Origin of the sequence: Cupriavidus sp. DB3, from assembly GCF_020418465.1 — a bacterium.
In the GTDB taxonomy this organism is placed as follows: domain Bacteria; phylum Pseudomonadota; class Gammaproteobacteria; order Burkholderiales; family Burkholderiaceae; genus Cupriavidus; species Cupriavidus cauae.
Genome location: NZ_JAIZPL010000005.1, coordinates 400,759 through 420,076, shown reverse-complemented (window position 1 = coordinate 420,076; position 19,318 = coordinate 400,759). Strand labels below are relative to the sequence as shown.

Genomic DNA, 19,318 nt, shown 5'->3' with positions numbered 1-19,318 from the left:
TGGATATCGGTGTTCCGCGGCGCGGGCGGGGCCGGCGCGGAAAACCGACATTCTAGCAAGCGGGGGAGGCGGCCACCGGCCGCGGCGCCGGTGCGGACCGCGCGGCCACGCGTGCGGGCAAACGCGCGGCCCGGTGCGTCACCAGGTGCGGCCCAAAAAAAAGCGCCGGTCTGAGCCGGCGCAGCTTTCCACAACGGAAAAGGAGGAGAAATCAGGTACCGCCCGGGAGGTCAGCCACCCATCGCGAGCCAGCAACGGTGGCAAGCGGTACCTGTTTCTATGACTCCATCACCCTTGAATTGGTTTCAAAAAAATTTCGACCCGGCGATTTTGGGCCCGGCCGGCCTCGGTGGCGTTGTCCGCGATGGGCTGGGACTGGCCCCGGCCCTCGGCACTCAGGCGGTTGCGCGCGACCCCGCGGTCGCCCAGGTAGCCGGCCACGCTCTGGGCGCGGCGCTGGGACAGCTGCATGTTGTAGGTCGGGTTGCCGGTGCTGTCGGTATGGCCGATCACCGTGGCGTTGACGTCCTGGTGCTGGCTCAGCGTCTGGGCGACCTGGTCGAGCACCGAGCGGAACGACGGCTTGATGGTCGCGCTGTCGGTATCGAACGTCACCTGGCTGGGGATATTGACCTTCAGCGAGCCGTCCGGCTGCTCGGTGATCTGGGTGCCGGTGCCGGCGGTATCGCGGCTCAGCTTGCCCCGGATCGCGTTCCAGTTGTAGCCCAGCGCACCGCCCGCGGCGGCGCCGACGGCCGCGCCGATCACGGTGCCCTTGGTGTTGCCGCCGATCAGGTTGCCCAGGCCGGCGCCCACGGCGGCGCCCGCACCGGTACCCACGGCGGTGTGCGTACCCTGCTCGGTCGCACAGCCGGCGGCCAGTGCGGCGACGATCGAAAGGCTGACGAGCTTGAGTTTCATGCTTTCTCCTTCTGTCGATTGTTGTGCTTCAACTGCGGCTGCCTGCGCCTCGGGTTGAGGCATTGTGACGCACTGGCCTAATTGCGCCAGCAGCTTCCAAAAAATGCAAGCGCCAAGTGGCGATTCAGGCTGCTTTCGGGCACCGCCGAAGTCTCGGGCGGGATCCGGGGCGAGCCGACGTTTCGGGGCACTACAATAGGGAGATGGCGCCCCGTGCACAAGCGCCACGCTGTGAAAGTTGTAAGCACGTGTAATCCCTTGTGCACCACAGGGATAATCGAAGCCTTCCTGGCCCTCGCCGAGCCGCGGGGCCACTCTTTGATACAGTACGCGCCTTCCCCCACATATCAAGTAGCGGAGATTGTCTTGAGCCTTACCGTTGACCAGGTTACCGAAGCCTTGCGTACCGTGATCGATCCCAACACGGGCAAGGATCTGGTGAGCACGCGCTCCGCCCGCAATATCCGTGTCGATGGCGGCGATGTCTCGCTCGACGTCGAACTCGGCTATCCGGCCAAGAGCCAGCTCGACCCGATCCGCAAGCTGGTGATCGCGGCGCTGCGCGCCCTGCCCGGCGTCACCAATGTCAGCGTGACGGTGACCATGCACATCGTCGCCCATGCCGTGCAGCGCGGCGTCAAGCTGCTGCCGGGCGTCAAGAACGTGATCGCGGTCGCCTCCGGCAAGGGCGGCGTCGGCAAGTCCACCACCGCCGTCAACCTCGCGCTGGCGCTGGCCGCCGAGGGCGCACGCGTCGGCATGCTGGACGCCGACATCTACGGCCCTAGCCTGCCGATGATGCTGGGCATCGACGGCCGTCCCGAGTCCGCCGACGGCCAGACCATGGAGCCGCTGGAGGGCCACGGGCTGCAGGCCAACTCGATCGGCTTCCTGATCGAGCAGGACAACCCGATGGTATGGCGCGGGCCGATGGTGACCTCGGCGCTGGAGCAGCTGCTGCGCCAGACGAACTGGCACGAGCTGGATTACCTGATCGTCGACATGCCGCCGGGCACCGGCGACATCCAGCTGACGCTGTCGCAGAAGGTGCCCGTGACCGGCGCGGTGATCGTCACCACGCCGCAGGACATCGCGCTGCTGGACGCGCGCAAGGGCCTGAAGATGTTCGAGAAGGTCGGCATCCCGATCCTCGGCATCGTCGAGAACATGGCGGTCTATTGCTGCCCGAACTGCGGCCACGTCGAGCATATCTTCGGCGAAGGCGGCGGCGAGCGGATGTGCGAGCAATATGGCGTCGACCTGCTGGGCAGCCTGCCGCTGAACCTGTCGATCCGCCAGCAGGCCGATTCCGGCCGGCCCACGGTGGTCGCCGAGCCCGACAGCCCGATCGCCGAGCTCTACCGCGGCATCGCGCGCAAGGTGGCGATCAAGGTCGCCGACAAGGCGCGCGACATGACCAGCAAGTTCCCCAGCATCGTCGTGCAGAACACCTGACCATGGAACCGATGCAGTCCGAGGCTCCGCCGCCGGCCGGCGGCCGCCCCGCCGTCAGGATGGCGGTGGTGATGCGCAGAATCGCGCTGGCGAGCCGCTGGCAGCCCTGGAAGTGGGAGCTCGAAGCGGTGGTGCCGGACCTTGGCGCGTTCGGTACCGAGCCGCACTGCCTGCACGAGGACGAGCAGGGCGCGCGCTGGCTCTATCCCGGCTACCCCGTCGAGCTGTTCCGCGACGAAGCCGAGGGCTACTATCTGAACCTGAGCTCCACGGCGCCGTGCTGGTTCGTGCTGTGGCGCATGGACGAGACCCAGCCGGAAGACGGGCGCCGGCCGCTGCCCGTGACCGTCTCGCTGTCGTACAACGAGGCGGGGCGCTGGCTCGATGCCGGCGAGACGGTCGAGAACGTGCCGCTCGCACCCGAACAGCTGGCCTGGCTGCAGGCCTATGTGGCCGAGCACTACCGGCCCGAGCCGAAGAAGCGCCGGCGGCCGGAGTCGTTCAAGTCGCCGCAGGACCGGGCGCGCTATTGAGCGCACGGCCGAACGCACCACTCCACTGAACGCGTTGCTGAGCACGCCATTGAATTCCGCGGCAGGGATGTCGTTACCCGTCTCTTTGCCGCCTGACTTTCCATCATGAGCGATTCGACCGAAACGTCCTTCCTGTCCCGCTGGTCACGCCGCAAGGCCGCCGTGCGTGAGGGCAAGGCCGTGGCAGCCGAACCCGTATCGCCGCCTGCCGCGTCGCCCGCCGCGCCGGTCGCCGTTCCGGCAAAGGCCGATGTGAAGGCCGACGCAACGGCCGGTGCCGTCGCGCCCGAGGCCGAAGCCCCGCCCGCGCCGACGCTGGCCGACGTGGCGATGCTCAAGCCCGGCGACAGCGTGGCCCGCTTCGTCGCCCGGGGCGTCGACGAAACCGTCAAGCGCGCCGCGCTGAAGACGCTGTTCGCCGACCCGCATTTCAATGTGATGGACGGGCTCGATATCTATATCGACGACTACAGCAAGCCGGACCCGATTCCGCCCGACGTGCTGCGGCGCCTGCGCCAGTCCGAGACGCTGGGCCTGTTCGATCCGATCGAGGAAGTGGAAGAGCCCGGCACCGCTGCCGGCCGTCAGGGCTCGGCTCCGGACGACGAAGCGCAAGCTCAAGCCGGGGCCGAATCGTCCGTTGATGTCCCCGAGGACGGTACCGGCGAGCCGGATGGCACCGCACAGGCCGGCGCGCACATCGCCCCGGACGACGGCGCCGATGCCGGCGTGAAGGCGCAAACCACGCCCGCGCCGGGGGGCGATGCCACCCCCGCCGTGCCGCATACCGAACCAGCTACGGACAAACCTGCGTAGCCCCGGCCCCGCGTCGGGCCTACAATGTCACTCCCCCACAAACCGCCGGCGCGGACCCGCTCGAAAGAAGCGGGCTGGCAAGCCGGCCAGCTGTACCGACCATGCCGACGCTGATCTGCAATTGCAACGACACCATGCCGCTTGACGGGGCGGCACTGTCGGATGCCTCCACCCAGCCGGGCGCCGCCCCGCTGAAAGTCCACCGCCTGTTGTGCCGCCGCGAGGTCGGCGCCTTCACCGCCGCGCTCGACGGCACCGAAGACGTGATCGTCGCCTGCACGCAGGAACGCCCGCTGTTTACCGAACTGGCCGCGAAGACGCAGGCCGACGGCGTCGTCACCGCGCCGGTGCGCTTCGTCAATATCCGCGAGACCGGCGGCTGGTCGCGCGGCGCGCGCAAGGACCCGCGCACGGCCAATGCCAAGATCGCCGCGCTGCTGGCCGCCGCGGCACTGCCCGACCCGGACCCGGTGCCGGTGGTCGACTACCGCTCGGCCGGCAGCGTGCTGGTGTTCGGCCCGGCCGCGCGCGCGCTGCCGTGGGCTGACCGCCTCGGCGAGGCGGGCCTGCAGGTGACGGTTCTGCTCGGCGGGTCCGAGGGCACCGGCCCTGGCACCGGCCCTGGCACCGGCGCCGTCGATGGCGCGACGCCGCCCGCGACGCGCGACTATCCGGTCCACAGCGGCCGGCTCGACAAGTTGAGCGGCTGGCTCGGCGCCTTCGAGGCCAGCTGGGAGACCGGCGCGGGCCGCGCCAATCCGATCGATCTGGACCTGTGCACGCGCTGCAATGCATGTATCGAGGCCTGCCCGGAAGGCGCGATCGACTTCAGCTACCAGATCGACCTGAGCCGCTGCACCGCCCATCGCGATTGCGTGAAGGCCTGCGGCGCCGCCGCGGCGATCGATTTCGACCGGCCCGCTGCCACGGTCAGCGAGCGTTTCGACCTGGTCTTCGACTTGAACGACAGCCCCTTCTTCGGCCGACACGCGCCGCCGCAGGGCTATCTGCACGCGGGCGCGGACCCGCTGCGCCAGGAACGGATGGCGCTCGCCGCGACGCAGCTGGTCGGCGAATTCGAGAAGCCCAAGTTCTTCCAGTACAAGGAATCGCTGTGCGCGCACGGCCGCAACCGGACCACGGGCTGCTCGGCGTGTATCGACGTCTGCTCGGCCGAGGCGATCGGCTCGCGCTGGCAGGACGGCAAGGGCCGCATCGAGGTCGCGCCGAACCTGTGCGTGGGCTGCGGGGCCTGCACCACGGTCTGCCCGACCGGCGCGATCAGCTATGCCTATCCGAAGCCCGATCATCAGGGCCGGCGCCTGCGCACGCTGCTGTCGACCTACCGGCAGGCGGGCGGGCGTGATGCCGTGCTGCTGCTGCATGGGCAGGAGCATGGCGATGCGCGCATCCTGGCGCTCGGCAGGGAGGCCCGCGCGGGCCGGCTCGACGGCATCGCGCCGAACGTGATTCCGGTCGGCCTGTTCCATCCGGCCTCGGTCGGCCTGGAGTTGTGGCTGGCGGCGATCGCCTGGGGCGCGGACCGCGTCGCGGTGATGCTGACCGGCGACGAAGCGCCGCAATATCGCACCGCGCTGGCCGAGCAGATGGCGGTGGCGCAGGCCATCCTTACTGGCCTGGGCTATCGCGGCGAATTCTTTACGCTGATCGACGCGCCCGATGCCGGCTCGCTCGATCGCGCGCTGGCGCGCTTGTCGCCCAATGTTGCTGCCAAGGGCGCCGCGCTTCCGCCGGCTGCCTTCCATGCCGCCGCGGCCAAGCGGGAAACGCTGGGCTTCGCGCTCGATTACCTGGCCGCGCATGCGCCGCTGCCGGCCGAGACCGTGCCGCTGCCGGCCGGCGCGCCGCTGGGCGCGGTGCAGGTCGACACCGGCCGCTGCACGCTGTGCATGGCCTGCGTCGGCTCCTGTCCGTCGCAGGCGCTGCGCGACAACAGCGAGCGCCCGGTGCTGTCCTTCCTCGAGCGCAACTGCGTGCAGTGCGGCCTGTGCGAGCGGACCTGCCCGGAAGACGCGATCACGCTGGTGCCGCGCCTGCTGACCGGCGATGCCGTGCGCCAGCCCGTCACGCTGCACGAGACCAGGCCGTTCCACTGCATCCGCTGCGCCAAGCCCTTCGGCACCGCGCAGATGGTCGAGGCCATGCTGGGGCGGCTGGCCGGCCATCCGGCCTTTGCCGGCGCCGCCGCCGATCGCCTGAAGATGTGCAGCGACTGCCGGGTCGTCGACATGATCGAGAAGGACACCGGGGCCGCGACCGGCGCGACGCTGCAATGAGCAGGGCGCCGGCGGCAGCCGGCGCCGCTTTCCGATGCCGCAGGCCGATGCCACGAGCCGATGCGACAGGCCATTGCCACGAGCCAATGCCGCAGGCCGATGCGGCCCTTGACGTAGTACTGCCACCTCTCACCGCGATCCGATGACCGATTTCCAGCCTATCCAGCTGACCCAGGCCGCCCCCGCGGACCAGGCCGAAGACACCGCCCGCGCCGACCTCTACGGCCTGCTGGCCACGCTGTTCTATAGCGCCCCCGACGCGGCGCTGCTGCACCATATCGCCGCCAATCGCGCGCATGCCGACGATGCCGCCAGCCCGCTGGGCCAGGCGTGGAACGCGCTGGGCGAAGCGGCGGCGGGCACCACCGAGGCGGAGGCCGCCGACGAGTACCAGCAACTGTTCGTCGGCATCGGCAAGCCCGATGTATTCCTGTACGGCTCGTACTACCAGACCGGCTTCCTGCATGAACGCCCGCTGGTGGCGGTGCGCGAAGATCTGGCGCGCTACGGGCTCGAACGTCATGAAGGCGTCAGCGAACCCGAGGACCATATCGCGACGCTATGCGAGGTGATGCGCTTCCTGATTGCCGGCGACGATGTCGCGGTGTCCAACCTCGGCGAGCAGCAGCGCTTCTTCGCGCGCCATCTGCAACCGTGGGTCGAATCGCTGTGCGATACGGTCATCGCCCATCCGGGCGCGCGCTTCTATGCGCGCGCGGCGGAACTGCTGAAGTCGTTCGCGGCCGTCGAGGCGGTCGCGATGGAGATGCATTGATTGCTTGAATTGCGTGAATTCCCTGAATTGCCTGAATTGCGCGGATTGCCTGGATTGCGTGGCAGCGCTAAAGCCCACGGCCCGGTGAGCCGATAAACGCAGTTGGCGTGCAGAACGAGATGTCGCGATGCGGGTTCGCGTGGCGTGCAAAGACATGTCTCAAGACATTTGATGCACAGCGCCATGATTACGGAAAATCAGGATAAACCCGCGGTCAGCATGGCCATTGCGTACAGATCGATCTACAATACGCAAAAGAATGCATAACTAGATTGGTAATCGGTAAATATTACCGAGGAGCCCCCCCATGAAAGAGAAGGAAACCCGGGTCGCACGTCGCCATTTCCTCGCCGGTGCTGGCATCGTGACTGCCGCCGCGGGTGCCGCGGCCCTGACCGCGCGCACTCCCGCCGCCCCCGCCGGTGCGATCCCCGCGCCGGAACCCACTCCTGCCGACAGCAACGGTTACCGTGTCTCTGAACACGTACGGAAGTATTACCGGACGACGCTGGTATAAGCCGCGCGATTGCCGGCCCGCCGCGATGCCGGCGCGGCCGTCTCTCGCGATATCGCCTTTGCCTGCTTCGTACCTTTCCCGAGGTGACACATGATTCTGACCCGCAAGCACGCGGCCCAGGGCGGCGCCCCTGCGCAGCGCGTTGATCGACTCGCGTCCGCTCAGCCGGCCGCCGCTTCGTCCGCACGCCTGTCGGCGCGGCTGGCCACGAGCCTCGCCGGCGCAATGCCGACCATGGACCGCCGCAGCTTCCTGAAGCGCTCGGGCATCGGCGTGGGCGCGGGCCTGGCTGCCTCGCAACTGTCGCTGATCCGCAAGGCCGATGCCGCCGACGGCAAGGCCGCCGGCAACGGCAAGGGCGATATCGTCGTGCGCCGCACGGTCTGCGGCCACTGCTCGGTCGGCTGCGCGGTCGACGCGGTGGTGCAGAACGGCGTCTGGGTCCGCCAGGAGCCGGTGTTCGATTCGCCGATCAACATGGGCGCGCACTGCGCCAAGGGTGCGGCGCTGCGCGAGCACGGACACGGCGAGTACCGCCTGAAATATCCGATGAAGCTCGTCAACGGCAAGTACCAGCGCATCAGCTGGGACCAGGCCCTGGACGAGATCACCGCGAAGATGAAGCAGATCCGCCAGGAGACCGGCCCGGATTCGATGTTCTTCATCGGCTCGTCCAAGCACAGCAACGAGCAGTCCTACCTGCTGCGCAAGTGGGTGTCGTTCTTCGGCACCAACAACACCGACCACCAGGCGCGCATCTGCCACTCGACCACCGTCGCGGGCGTGGCCAATACCTGGGGCTACGGTGCGATGACGAACTCGTACAACGATATGCAGAACAGCAAGGCTGCGCTGTATATCGGCTCGAACGCGGCCGAGGCGCATCCGGTGTCGATGCTGCATCTGCTGCATGCCAAGGAAAACGGCTGCAAGGTGATCGTGGTCGACCCGCGCTACACCCGCACCGCGGCCAAGGCCGAGCAGTACGTCCGCATCCGTTCGGGCACCGACATCCCGTTCCTGTTCGGCGTGCTGTACCACATCTTCAACAACGGCTGGGAAGACAAGGAGTACATCCGCACCCGCGTCTACGGCATGGACAAGGTGCGCGAGGAAGTCCTCGCCAAGTGGACCCCCGACAAGGTCGAAGAGGCCTGCGGCGTGCCCGAGGCCGAGGTCTACAAGGTCGCCGAGACCATGGCCAAGAACCGGCCGAGCACGCTGGTCTGGTGCATGGGCCAGACCCAGCACACGATCGGCAACGCGATGGTGCGCGCCTCCTGCATCGTGCAGCTGGCGCTGGGCAATATCGGCGTGTCGGGCGGCGGCGCCAACATCTTCCGCGGCCACGACAACGTGCAGGGCGCGACGGACGTCGGCCCGAACCCGGACTCGCTGCCGGGCTACTACGGCCTGGCCACCGGCGCGTGGAAGCACTACGCCGCGGTGTGGAACGTCGATTACGAGTGGATCAAGTCGCAGTTCCCCTCGCAGGCGATGATGGAGAAGTCCGGCACCACGGTGTCGCGCTGGATCGATATCGTCACCGAGAAGAGCGATCTGATCGACCAGGACAACAACGTCCGCGGCGTGTTCTTCTGGGGCCATGCGCCGAACTCGCAGACGCGCGGCCTGGAAATGAAGAAGGCGCTCGACAAGCTGGACCTGCTGGTGGTGATCGACCCGTATCCGTCGGCCACCGCGGCGATGGCCAACATGCCGCCCGCCGAGGGCGACAAGGTCAATCCGAACCGCGCCGTCTACCTGCTGCCGGCCGCCACGCAGTTCGAGACCTCGGGCTCCTGCACGGCGTCGAACCGCTCGCTGCAATGGCGCGAGAAGGTCATCGAGCCGCTGTTCGAATCGATGCCCGACCACACGATCATGCAGGCCTTCGCCGACAAGCTCGGCTTCGGCAAGGAGCTGTCGCGCAACTTCAAGATGATCGAGGTCAAGCGCGCCGGCCGTACCTGGATGGAGCCGGAGCCCGAGTCGATCCTGCGCGAGATCAACAGGTCGAACTGGACCATCGGCTACACCGGCCAGTCGCCGGAACGGCTGAAGGCGCATATGAAGAATATGCAGATGTTCGACGTCAAGACGCTGCGCTGCAAGGGCGGCAAGGACGCGGCCACCGGCTACGACCTGACCGGCGACTACTTCGGCCTGCCGTGGCCGTGCTACGGCACGCCGGAGCTCAAGCACCCGGGCTCGCCGAACCTGTACGACACCACGCGCCACGTGATGGACGGCGGCGGCAACTTCCGCGCCAACTTCGGCGTGGAGCGCGACGGCGTCAACCTGCTTGCCGAGGACGGCTCGCACTCCCTGGGCGCGGAGATCACCACCGGCTATCCCGAGTTCGACCACGTGTTGCTCAAGAAGCTGGGCTGGTGGGACGACCTGACCGACGCCGAGAAGCAGGCGGCCGAGGGCAAGAACTGGAAGACCGACCTGTCGGGCGGCATCCAGCGCGTCGTGCTGAAGGTGCACGGCTGCCATCCGTTCGGCAACGCCAAGGCGCGCGCCGTGGTGTGGAACTTCCCGGATCCGATTCCGCAGCACCGCGAGCCGCTGTACTCGACGCGTCCGGACATGGTCGCCAAGTATCCGACCCACGACGACAAGATGGCGTTCTGGCGTCTGCCCACGCTGTACAAGACCGTGCAGCAGCGCAACGTCGAGAACAAGATCCACGAGAAGTTCCCGATCATCCTGACCTCCGGCCGCCTGGTCGAGTACGAGGGCGGGGGCGAGGAAACGCGTTCGAACCCGTGGCTGGCCGAGCTGCAGCAGGAGAACTTCGTCGAGATCAATCCGCGCGCGGCCTCCGCACGCGGCATCCGCAACGGCGACTACTGCTGGGTCAAGACGCCGACCGGCGCCACGCTGAAGGTGCGCGCGCTGGTCACCGAGCGGGTCGGCCCGGATACCGCCTTCATCCCGTTCCACTTCTCGGGCTGGTGGCAGGGCAAGGACATGCTGGACTACTACCCGGACGGTGCGCATCCGATCGTGCGGGGCGAGGCGGTCAACACCGCGACAACCTACGGCTATGACGCGGTGACGATGATGCAGGAAACCAAGACCACGGTCTGCCAGATCGAGCGCTTCGCGTAAGGGGAACACAATGGCACGCATGAAATTCATCTGTGACGCCGAGCGCTGCATCGAGTGCAACAGCTGCGTCACCGCTTGCAAGAACGAGCACGAGGTACCGTGGGGCGTCAACCGGCGCCGCGTGGTGACGGTCAACGACGGCGTGCAGGGCGCGGAGAAATCGATCTCGGTGGCCTGCATGCACTGCTCGGACGCGCCCTGCATGGCGGTCTGCCCGGTCGACTGCTTCTACCGCACCGACGACGGCGTGGTGCTGCACGACAAGGATGTCTGCATCGGCTGCGGCTACTGCTCGTATGCGTGCCCGTTCGGCGCGCCGCAGTTCCCGTCGACCGGCACCTTCGGCGTGCGCGGCAAGATGGACAAGTGCACGTTCTGCGCGGGCGGTCCGGAAGCCAACGGCAGCGAGGCCGAGTTCGAGAAGTACGGCCGCAACCGCCTGTCCGAAGGCAAGCTGCCGCTGTGCGCGGAGATGTGCTCGACCAAGGCGCTGCTCGGCGGCGACGGCGACGTGATCGCCGACATCCTGCGCAACCGCGTGATCAAGCGCGGCACCGGCGGCGATGTGTTCGGCTGGGGCACCGCCTACGGCACCAACGGCAAGGCTGCCCAGACCGCGCCGGCCGCGCCGGCCGGCACCCCGGCTCCGGCCCAGCAGACGCCGGCCGGTCCGTCCACTCCCGCGGGACAGGCATCATGAAGATGAACAAGCTGATGTGGATGGCGGCGGGCGCCGCCGCGCTGATCGGGCTGGCGGGCTGCGGCGAGGAGCCGCAAACCGCCAGGCCGAGCCCGAAGAAGACCGACACGGCGGCCTGGAAGGGCGCGCCCGGCGATCCGTTCGTCGCCACCGGCTGGACGCAGGGCGACCAGACCAGCTGGCAGAAGCAGATCCGCCAGCGCAATCAGCTGCAGAACGAGTACACGCGCGTCCAATGAGTGGGGCGTGCATGGGCGGCCGCCGTTGCCGCCGACTTCAAGCCGATCCGAAGGAGGCCCTATGAGCGCCAAGCTGATTTCCGCGCTGGCCGGCAAGGCCCGTGCCGCCGCGGCAACGGCCGCATGCGCGCTGGCCCTGGCCGTGCCGCTGCTGCATGCCGGCGCGGCGCAGGCGCAGACAACGCCCGCGCAAGCGCCCGCACAGGCCGCCGCGCAGGGCCAGAGCCCGGCCGCTACACCTGCGCCGAGCGATGCCGACACGAACAACCCCGCGCTGCATCCGCAGCAGCCGTTCTCGGGCATCGCCTCGCAGAACATCTTCGACGTGCCCGAGCGCGACATCGCCGCCGAGGCGCGCGAGCAGCAGAGCCGCACGCGGACGCAGCCGGGCAACAACGCGCCGGTCTGGCGCGAGATCAACTCTGACCAGCGCCACTACAGCAGCCTGCCCGACAAGGAAGCCGGCGTGCTGATCCTGCGTACCGGCCAGGAATGGCGGCTGTTGCGCAATGGCGTGATCACGGTCTGGGGCGGCTGGCTGCTGGTGCTGGTGCCGGCGGTGATCCTGGCGTTCTTCGTCTGGCGCGGCACCATTCCGCTGAAGTCGGCGCCGACGGGCCGCATGATCGAGCGCTTCACGCCGCTGGAGCGCATCGTCCACTGGACCATGGCGATCGCCTTCGTGGTGCTGGCGGTGTCGGGCATCGTGATGCTGTTCGGCAAGCATTTCCTGCTGCCGATCATGGGCCATACGCTGTTCGGCTGGCTGACCTATCTGCTGAAGAACGTCCACAACATCGTCGGACCGGTCTTCACGCTGTCGCTGATCGTCGGCTTCGTGATCTTCGTGCGCGACAACCTGCCGTCGCGCGACGACATCCGCTGGCTGACCAGCCTGGGCGGCATCGCCAGCGGCAAGCATGTGCCGAGCGGCCGCTTCAATGCCGGCGAGAAGGGCTGGTTCTGGGTCGGCGTGTTCTTCCTTGGGCTGCTGATCTCGGCCTCGGGCTTCGTGCTCGACAAGATCGTGCCGGGCCTGGACTACTACCGCACCACGATGCAGCTGGCCCATATCGTCCACTCGATCGCCGCGATCGTGATGATGGCGATGGCGTTCGGCCATATCTACATGGGCACGATCGGCATGGAAGGCGCCTACCGCGCGATGCGCGACGGCTATGTCGACGAGGCCTGGGCGAAGGAGCACCACGAGCACTGGTACGACGACGTCCGCTCGGGCAAGATCCCGGCGCAGCGTTCCACGCCTTCGCGCCGCCAGCCGGAACGGCGGCCCGCGCCCGGCGAGGCGTAAGCGCTGCCGTACCGGCGTTGTCGGGGAAAGGGCCGGGATGAGCGCTACAATGCATGCTCGACATCACCGTGACAGGAGGTTCGGCATGAAGCGTATTCTTTTCGGTCTGGTGGCAAGCGCTGCGTTGGCAGCGTGTTCGCAGATGGAGCATCTGGGACACAAGATGGGCGGCGGAGCGACGGCGGAACGCGCGGTCGCCCCGCTGACCGCCAAGAGCGGCACCAATACCCAGGGCACCGTCACCTTCACCCAGCATGGCGATCATGTGATGGTGCTGGCGGACGTGACCGGCCTGCCGCCGAATTCGGTGCATGGCTTCCACGTCCACGAGAAGGGCGACTGCTCGGCCCCCGACGCGATGAGCGCCGGCGGCCATTTCAACCCGACCGGGAAGCCGCACGGCTCCGTCAATACGTCGGACCACCATGTCGGCGACATGCCGAACCTGACCGCCGACGCCAACGGCCGCGCGCGGGCAAGCTTCCAGCTGACCAGCATGACCGTCGCGCCCGGCCCCAACAGCATCGTCGGCCGTGCCGTGGTCGTGCACAAGGACCCCGACGACTACAAGACCCAGCCCACCGGCAATTCGGGCGGCCGCATCGCCTGCGGCGTGGTGGTCAAGTCCTGACTGACCTGACCTGACCGGCGCGGCCGGCGCCGTGGTCCGCCGTGGCTCACCACGCGGGCCAGCCAGGCGCCGGTCCCGCCTCGATGTTTTCGATTTCCCCGTACCCATGTCCCTGCGTCCCGAACTGAGCCAAGCCGCCGTCCCGCTGATCGAGGAGGTCGAGGTGGTCGACGAGCAGGGCCGCGTGCGCTCCGCCTTCCTGCCGGGCGAGCGGCCGCTGACGGTCTACCTGGACAAGCGCGAGCTGGTCACGCTGATGACGCTGGGCGGCGCCCCGGAGGCGCTGGTGCTGGGCTATCTGCGCAACCAGCGCCTGGTCGAATCGATCGAGGACATCGCCGCGATCCAGGTCGACTGGGAGACCGAGTCGGCCGCGGTGACCACGCGCGGCGGCGTCGACCGGATCGAGGAGCGCACCGCGCGCAAGATCGTCACCACCGGCTGCGGCCAGGGCACGGTATTCGGCTCGCTGCTCGACGAGGTCGACCAGATCCGGCTGCCCGACGACGCGGTGCTGGACCAGCAGACCCTCTACAGCATCATCGATACGATCCGGCTGCAGCAGTCGGTCTACAAGCAGGCCGGCTCGGTGCACGGCTGCGCGCTGTTCCAGGGGCGCGAGCTGCTGATGTTCATCGAGGACGTGGGCCGCCACAACGCGGTGGACGCGATCGCCGGACGGATGTGGCTGGAGGGAATGGACGGCGCCGACAAGGTGTTCTACACCACCGGCCGCCTGACCTCGGAGATGGTCATCAAGGGCGCGCAGATGGGCATCCCGTTCCTGCTGTCGCGCTCGGGTGTCACGCAGATGGGCTACCAGATGGCCAGGCGCGTCAACATGACGCTGTTCGCGCGCTGCACCGGCAAGCATTTCCTGCTCTATACGGGCCGCCAGCGCTTCCGCCACAGCGAGCCGCAGGCCGCGGTGGCGTAAGGCCGCTCTCCTCGCGCGCTCCCTTCCGCTCTCGCGTCCGCTGTCCTTCCGGCTTGCACTTCGATACCCCGGCCTGCCTTGCCGGGCCGGCCGCGCTTTGGTTGTACAATGCGGCCCATTGCGCGCCATGCCGCCCGTTGCGGCGTTCCACTTCGCGGCGCTTCCCCCGTTTACCGCTACCTTATGAGCATCAAATCCGACAAGTGGATCCGCCGCATGGCGGAGCAGCATGGCATGATCGAGCCGTTCGAGCCGGGCCAGGTCAGGGAAATGGATGGCCGCAAGATCGTCTCCTATGGCACCTCCAGCTACGGCTACGACATCCGCTGCGCCGACGAATTCAAGATCTTCACCAACATCAACAGCACCATCGTCGACCCGAAGAACTTCGACGAGAAGTCGTTCGTCGACTTCAAGGGCGATGTCTGCATCATCCCGCCGAACTCGTTCGCGCTGGCCCGCACCGTCGAGTATTTCCGCATTCCGCGCAGCGTGCTGACGATCTGCCTGGGCAAGAGCACCTATGCGCGCTGCGGCATCATCGTCAACGTGACGCCGTTCGAGCCCGAGTGGGAGGGCTACGTGACGCTGGAATTCTCGAACACCACGCCGCTGCCCGCGAAGATCTACGCCGGCGAGGGCTGCGCGCAGGTGCTGTTCTTCGAGAGCGACGAAGTCTGCGAGACCTCGTACCGCGACCGTGGCGGCAAATACCAGGGCCAGCACGGTGTCACGCTGCCGAAAACCTGATTGCCCTACAATGCGGGCCAATGGCCCCGGGAACGCACCACCCCCCGATTGCCGACGACCGACGGAGCGGCCCGACCGCTCCGCATGAATCTCCGAGCCACATGCCGCCGCGCGCCTGAACGCGGCCATGTGGCTCAAGTCCTTTTGCCTCTCTCTCCTTTCCGCGAGGACGCCCGATGAAATTCCGCTTCCCCGTCATCATCATCGATGAAGACTTCCGCTCCGAGAACATCTCCGGCTCGGGCATCCGTGCGCTGGCCCAGGCCATCGAGGCCGAGGGCATGGAGGTGATGGGCCTGACCAGCTATGGCGACCTGACCTCGTTCGCGCAGCAGTCCAGCCGCGCCTCGACCTTCATCGTGTCGATCGACGACGACGAGTTCGCCAGCGGCACCGACGAGCCGGAAGCGGCGGCGATCGAGAAGCTGCGCGCCTTCGTCACCGAGGTGCGCCGGCGCAATGCCAACCTGCCGATCTTCCTGTACGGCGAGACCCGTACCTCGCGCCATATCCCGAACGACATCCTGCGCGAGCTGCACGGCTTCATCCACATGTTCGAGGACACGCCCGAGTTCGTGGCCCGGCATATCATCCGCGAAGCCAAGGTCTACCTCGAATCGCTGGCGCCGCCGTTCTTCAAGGCGCTGATCGACTACGCGCAGGACAGTTCGTACTCGTGGCACTGCCCGGGGCACTCGGGCGGCGTCGCCTTCCTGAAGAGCCCGGTCGGCCAGGTGTTCCACCAGTTCTTCGGCGAGAACATGCTGCGCGCCGACGTCTGCAACGCGGTCGACGAGCTGGGCCAGCTGCTGGACCACACCGGACCGGTGGCGGCGTCCGAGCGCAATGCCGCGCGGATCTTCAACTCCGACCACATGTTCTTCGTCACCAACGGCACCTCGACGTCGAACAAGATGGTGTGGCACGCCAACGTGGCGCCCGGCGACATCGTGGTGGTCGACCGCAACTGCCACAAGTCGATCCTGCACGCGATCATGATGACCGGCGCGATTCCGGTGTTCCTGATGCCGACGCGCAACCACTACGGCATCATCGGTCCGATTCCGAAGAGCGAATTCGACCCGGAGACCATCCGCAAGAAGATCGCCGCGCATCCGTTCGCCAGCCAGGCGAAGAACCAGAAGCCGCGCATCCTGACGATCACGCAGGGCACCTACGACGGCGTGCTGTACAACGCCGAGCAGATCAAGGAGATGCTGGCGGCCGAGATCGACACGCTGCATTTCGACGAGGCCTGGCTGCCGCACGCGGCGTTCCACGATTTCTATCGCAACATGCACGCGATCGGGCGCGATCGTCCGCGCAGCAAGGACGCGCTGGTGTTCGCCACGCAGTCGACCCACAAGCTGCTGGCGGGCCTGTCGCAGGCCTCGCAGATCCTCGTGCAGGACTCGGAGACGCGCAAGCTCGACCGCTACCGCTTCAACGAGGCATACCTGATGCATACGTCGACCAGCCCGCAGTATTCGATCATTGCCTCGTGCGATGTGGCCGCGGCGATGATGGAAGCGCCGGGCGGCACCGCGCTGGTCGAGGAGAGCATCCAGGAGGCGCTGGACTTCCGCCGCGCGATGCGCAAGGTCGAGGGGGACTACGACGCCGGCAACAACGGCGACTGGTGGTTCAAGGTCTGGGGTCCGGAAGATCTGAACGAGGACGGCATCGGCGACCGCGAGGACTGGATGCTGAAGGCCAACGACCGCTGGCACGGCTTCGGCGACCTCGCCGACGGCTTCAACCTGCTGGACCCGATCAAGGCGACCATCATCACGCCGGGGCTCGATGTCGATGGTGAGTTCAGCGAGCGCGGCATTCCGGCCGCGATCGTCACCAAGTACCTGGCCGAGCACGGCATCATCATCGAGAAGACCGGGCTGTACTCGTTCTTCATCATGTTCACGATCGGCATCACCAAGGGCCGCTGGAACTCGCTGGTGACCGAGCTGCAGCAGTTCAAGGACGACTACGACCAGAACCAGCCGCTGTGGCGCGTGCTGCCGGAGTTCGTCGCGCGCTTCCCGCAGTACGAGCGGATGGGCCTGCGCGACCTGTGCGATGCCATCCACAGCGTCTACAAGGCCAACGACGTCGCGCGCGTGACCACCGAGATGTATCTGTCGGACATGGAGCCGGCGATGAAGCCGTCGGACGCCTGGGCGATGATGGCGCACCGCGAGATCGAGCGGGTGCCGGTCGACGATCTGGAGGGCCGCGTCACCGCGATCCTGCTGACGCCGTACCCGCCGGGCATTCCGCTGCTGATCCCGGGCGAGCGTTTCAACCGGACCATCGTCCAGTACCTGAAGTTCGCCCGCGAGTTCAACCAGCTGTTCCCGGGCTTCGAGACCGATATCCACGGCCTGGTGGCCGAGGAGATCGACGGCAAGCGCGTGTATTTCGTCGATTGCGTGAAGCAGACGGCTTGACGGCTTGACGGCGGCGGGGCGGTAAAGAAAAACGGCCGGCATGTAGATGCCGGCCGTTTTTTCCTGGTGCCGTCGTTCGGGCGTTTCGACTTGAGAGATTTCGGCTCGAACGATCCCGGTTCCAACTACTTCTTCTCGAACTCGAACACCGGTGCCGCCGGGCCGCTGTCGTTCGACTGGGCCGGCGCGCCTGGCGTCTCGAGCTGCGCGCCGCCCGGCAGCGTCGGCGCCTCGGGCGCCTCCGACAGCCCGGAAGGAGCGGGGCCGCCCGGTGCTGGCTGCGAGGGCTTGCCCAGGTCGATGTCCAGGCTGCGCGTGATGCTGCGGTCCTGCGCCTTCGCCTTGTCCGTGGTGACCAGGCCCGGGAAGATGATGATCAGCGCCACCATGATCAGCTGGATCACCACGAAGGGCACCGAGCCCCAGTAGATGTCCGAGGTCTTGACCGAGCGCGGCGCGACCGAGCGCAGGTAGAACAGCGAGAAGCCGAACGGCGGGTGCATGAACGAGGTCTGCATGTTGACCGCCAGCAGCACGCCGAACCAGATCAGGTCGATGCCCAGCTTGTCCGCCACCGGGCCGACCAGCGGCACCAGGATGAAGGCCAGCTCGAAGAAGTCCAGGAAGAAGGCCAGCAGGAAGAACAGGATGTTGACCGCGATCAGGAAGCCGGTCTGGCCGCCGGGCAGCGCCGTCAGCAGATGCTCGACCCACAGGTGGCCGTCGACGCCGTAGAACGTCAGCGAGAACACCCGGGCGCCGATCAGGATGAAGATCACGAAGGCCGACAGCTTCAGCGTCGATTCCATCGCCTGCCTGGTCAGGCCCAGGTTCAGCCGGCCCTTGATCAGCGCCAGCACCAGCGCACCGAGGGCGCCCATGCCGCCGCCTTCCGTCGGCGTGGCCACGCCGATGAAGATCGTGCCCAGCACCAGGAAGATCAGCGCCAGCGGCGGGATCAGCACGAAGGTCACCTTCTCGGCCATCTGCGACAGCAGATTGAGCTTGAGCACGCGGTTGATCACCGCCAGCACAAAGGCGAACGAGATCGCCGCGCCGATCGACACCACCAGCCGCTCGTCCAGCGGTCCGCCGGGGTTGTAGTTCAGGTCGACCACCACGCCGACCACCACGGCCAGCGCGGTCAGCACCAGCACCGAGGTCGAGCCGCTCTTGCCGCTGGGCTCGCGGAAGGTGCGCGCCTCCAGCGGCAGGGCCGGCGCCGAGGCGGGCTTGACCAGCGTCATCAGCAGCACGTACAGCATGTACAGGCCGGTCAGCACCATGCCGGGCACGAAGGCGCCCTTGTACATGTCGCCGACGGAACGGCCCAGCTGGTCGGCCAGCACGATCAGCACCAGCGAGGGCGGGATGATCTGCGCCAGCGTGCCCGACGCGGCGATCACGCCGGTCGCCAGCCGCTTGTCGTAGTTGTACTTGAGCATCAGGGGCAGCGAGATCAGCCCCATCGAGATCACCGAGGCCGCCACCACGCCGGTGGTCGCCGCCAGCAGCGCGCCGACGAAGATCACGGCATAGGCCAGACCGCCGCGGATCGGGCCGAACAGCTGGCCGATGGTATCGAGCAGATCCTCGGCCATGCCGGATCGCTCCAATATCAGCCCCATGAAGGTGAAGAACGGGATCGCCAGCAGCGTGTCGTTCTCGATGATGCCGAACAGCCGGCTCGGCAGCGCCTGCAGCAGTTCGGGCGCCAGCAGGCCCAGCTCGATGCCGATGAAGGCGAACAGCAGCCCGTTGGCCGCCAGCGCGAAGGCGATCGGAAAGCCCGACAGCAGGAAGACCACCAGGGAGCCGAACATGATCGGCGCCATGTTGTGGATCAGGAATTGCGTCATTGCGCGCCT

The 19,318-nt window shown here is 67.3% G+C and carries 16 protein-coding genes; 14 read left to right on the top strand and 2 right to left on the bottom strand.

From position 1 onward, the window contains the following. Positions 1–288 precede the first annotated feature (288 nt). Complete coding sequence (locus K7G19_RS18270; protein WP_023263915.1) at positions 289–921, bottom strand: OmpA family protein; 633 nt, start codon at positions 919–921, stop codon at positions 289–291. 366 nt (positions 922–1,287) lie between these two features. Between K7G19_RS18270 and apbC the strand changes: the two genes are divergently transcribed. The 14 genes from apbC to K7G19_RS18200 all read left to right on the top strand — a co-directional run bounded on the left by apbC (position 1,288) and on the right by K7G19_RS18200 (position 17,450). Further along, positions 1,288–2,376 carry an iron-sulfur cluster carrier protein ApbC gene (gene apbC / locus K7G19_RS18265; protein WP_006578138.1) on the top strand — a complete coding sequence of 363 codons (1,089 nt, stop codon included), beginning with the start codon at positions 1,288–1,290 and terminating at the stop codon, positions 2,374–2,376. An 11-nt stretch (positions 2,377–2,387) separates the two neighbouring features. Beyond that, positions 2,388–2,909 (top strand): DUF3305 domain-containing protein, encoded by a 522-nt coding sequence (locus tag K7G19_RS18260; protein WP_226108639.1) that lies wholly within the window; start codon positions 2,388–2,390, stop codon positions 2,907–2,909. Between the two features lie 105 nt (positions 2,910–3,014). Beyond that, positions 3,015–3,725 carry a DUF3306 domain-containing protein gene (locus K7G19_RS18255; RefSeq protein ID WP_149317719.1) on the top strand — a complete coding sequence of 237 codons (711 nt, stop codon included), beginning with the start codon at positions 3,015–3,017 and terminating at the stop codon, positions 3,723–3,725. A 101-nt stretch (positions 3,726–3,826) separates the two neighbouring features. After that, complete coding sequence (locus tag K7G19_RS18250) at positions 3,827–6,022, top strand: 4Fe-4S binding protein (protein WP_226108454.1); 2,196 nt, start codon at positions 3,827–3,829, stop codon at positions 6,020–6,022. A gap of 142 nt (positions 6,023–6,164) precedes the next feature. Beyond that, entirely contained in the window at positions 6,165–6,797 is a 633-nt protein-coding gene (locus tag K7G19_RS18245) for a molecular chaperone (protein ID WP_226108452.1), read from the top strand. A gap of 307 nt (positions 6,798–7,104) precedes the next feature. After that, positions 7,105–7,314, top strand: a complete 210-nt coding sequence (locus K7G19_RS18240; protein ID WP_149317722.1) for a formate dehydrogenase — start codon at positions 7,105–7,107, stop codon at positions 7,312–7,314. A gap of 90 nt (positions 7,315–7,404) precedes the next feature. Next, positions 7,405–10,434 carry a molybdopterin-dependent oxidoreductase gene (locus K7G19_RS18235; RefSeq protein WP_149317723.1) on the top strand — a complete coding sequence of 1,010 codons (3,030 nt, stop codon included), beginning with the start codon at positions 7,405–7,407 and terminating at the stop codon, positions 10,432–10,434. 10 nt (positions 10,435–10,444) lie between these two features. After that, positions 10,445–11,134 (top strand): formate dehydrogenase FDH3 subunit beta, encoded by a 690-nt coding sequence (gene fdh3B, locus K7G19_RS18230; protein ID WP_149317724.1) that lies wholly within the window; start codon positions 10,445–10,447, stop codon positions 11,132–11,134. Positions 11,135–11,136: 2 nt separating this feature from the next. Then, positions 11,137–11,373, top strand: coding sequence for a hypothetical protein (locus tag K7G19_RS18225; protein WP_149317992.1), 237 nt, complete (start codon positions 11,137–11,139; stop codon positions 11,371–11,373). A 61-nt stretch (positions 11,374–11,434) separates the two neighbouring features. Beyond that, on the top strand, positions 11,435–12,685 hold the full coding sequence (locus K7G19_RS18220; protein WP_226108451.1) for a formate dehydrogenase subunit gamma: 1,251 nt from the start codon (positions 11,435–11,437) through the stop codon (positions 12,683–12,685). A gap of 85 nt (positions 12,686–12,770) precedes the next feature. Further along, entirely contained in the window at positions 12,771–13,316 is a 546-nt protein-coding gene (locus K7G19_RS18215) for a superoxide dismutase family protein (RefSeq protein ID WP_149317725.1), read from the top strand. A 106-nt stretch (positions 13,317–13,422) separates the two neighbouring features. Then, positions 13,423–14,253 (top strand): formate dehydrogenase accessory sulfurtransferase FdhD, encoded by an 831-nt coding sequence (locus K7G19_RS18210; RefSeq protein WP_149317726.1) that lies wholly within the window; start codon positions 13,423–13,425, stop codon positions 14,251–14,253. A 183-nt stretch (positions 14,254–14,436) separates the two neighbouring features. Then, positions 14,437–15,003, top strand: a complete 567-nt coding sequence (gene dcd, locus K7G19_RS18205; protein WP_053821151.1) for a dCTP deaminase — start codon at positions 14,437–14,439, stop codon at positions 15,001–15,003. Between the two features lie 176 nt (positions 15,004–15,179). Next, on the top strand, positions 15,180–17,450 hold the full coding sequence (locus K7G19_RS18200) for an arginine/lysine/ornithine decarboxylase (RefSeq protein ID WP_149317727.1): 2,271 nt from the start codon (positions 15,180–15,182) through the stop codon (positions 17,448–17,450). A 125-nt stretch (positions 17,451–17,575) separates the two neighbouring features. On the opposite strand, the gene K7G19_RS18195 is transcribed toward K7G19_RS18200, so the two are convergent. Then, a complete protein-coding gene (locus tag K7G19_RS18195) occupies positions 17,576–19,309 on the bottom strand; it encodes a TRAP transporter large permease subunit (protein ID WP_226108449.1) in 1,734 nt (577 codons plus the stop codon). Positions 19,310–19,318 lie beyond the last annotated feature (9 nt).

Coding starts and splice junctions, on each gene's coding strand:
- K7G19_RS18270 (WP_023263915.1), bottom strand. CDS start 921: ATGAAACTCAAGCTCGTCAGCCTTTCGATCGTCGCCGCACTGGCCGCC.
- K7G19_RS18260 (WP_226108639.1), top strand. CDS start 2,388: ATGCAGTCCGAGGCTCCGCCGCCGGCCGGCGGCCGCCCCGCCGTCAGG.
- K7G19_RS18255 (WP_149317719.1), top strand. CDS start 3,015: ATGAGCGATTCGACCGAAACGTCCTTCCTGTCCCGCTGGTCACGCCGC.
- K7G19_RS18250 (WP_226108454.1), top strand. CDS start 3,827: ATGCCGACGCTGATCTGCAATTGCAACGACACCATGCCGCTTGACGGG.
- K7G19_RS18245 (WP_226108452.1), top strand. CDS start 6,165: ATGACCGATTTCCAGCCTATCCAGCTGACCCAGGCCGCCCCCGCGGAC.
- K7G19_RS18240 (WP_149317722.1), top strand. CDS start 7,105: ATGAAAGAGAAGGAAACCCGGGTCGCACGTCGCCATTTCCTCGCCGGT.
- K7G19_RS18235 (WP_149317723.1), top strand. CDS start 7,405: ATGATTCTGACCCGCAAGCACGCGGCCCAGGGCGGCGCCCCTGCGCAG.
- fdh3B (WP_149317724.1), top strand. CDS start 10,445: ATGGCACGCATGAAATTCATCTGTGACGCCGAGCGCTGCATCGAGTGC.
- K7G19_RS18225 (WP_149317992.1), top strand. CDS start 11,137: ATGAACAAGCTGATGTGGATGGCGGCGGGCGCCGCCGCGCTGATCGGG.
- K7G19_RS18220 (WP_226108451.1), top strand. CDS start 11,435: ATGAGCGCCAAGCTGATTTCCGCGCTGGCCGGCAAGGCCCGTGCCGCC.
- K7G19_RS18215 (WP_149317725.1), top strand. CDS start 12,771: ATGAAGCGTATTCTTTTCGGTCTGGTGGCAAGCGCTGCGTTGGCAGCG.
- K7G19_RS18210 (WP_149317726.1), top strand. CDS start 13,423: ATGTCCCTGCGTCCCGAACTGAGCCAAGCCGCCGTCCCGCTGATCGAG.
- dcd (WP_053821151.1), top strand. CDS start 14,437: ATGAGCATCAAATCCGACAAGTGGATCCGCCGCATGGCGGAGCAGCAT.
- K7G19_RS18200 (WP_149317727.1), top strand. CDS start 15,180: ATGAAATTCCGCTTCCCCGTCATCATCATCGATGAAGACTTCCGCTCC.
- K7G19_RS18195 (WP_226108449.1), bottom strand. CDS start 19,309: ATGACGCAATTCCTGATCCACAACATGGCGCCGATCATGTTCGGCTCC.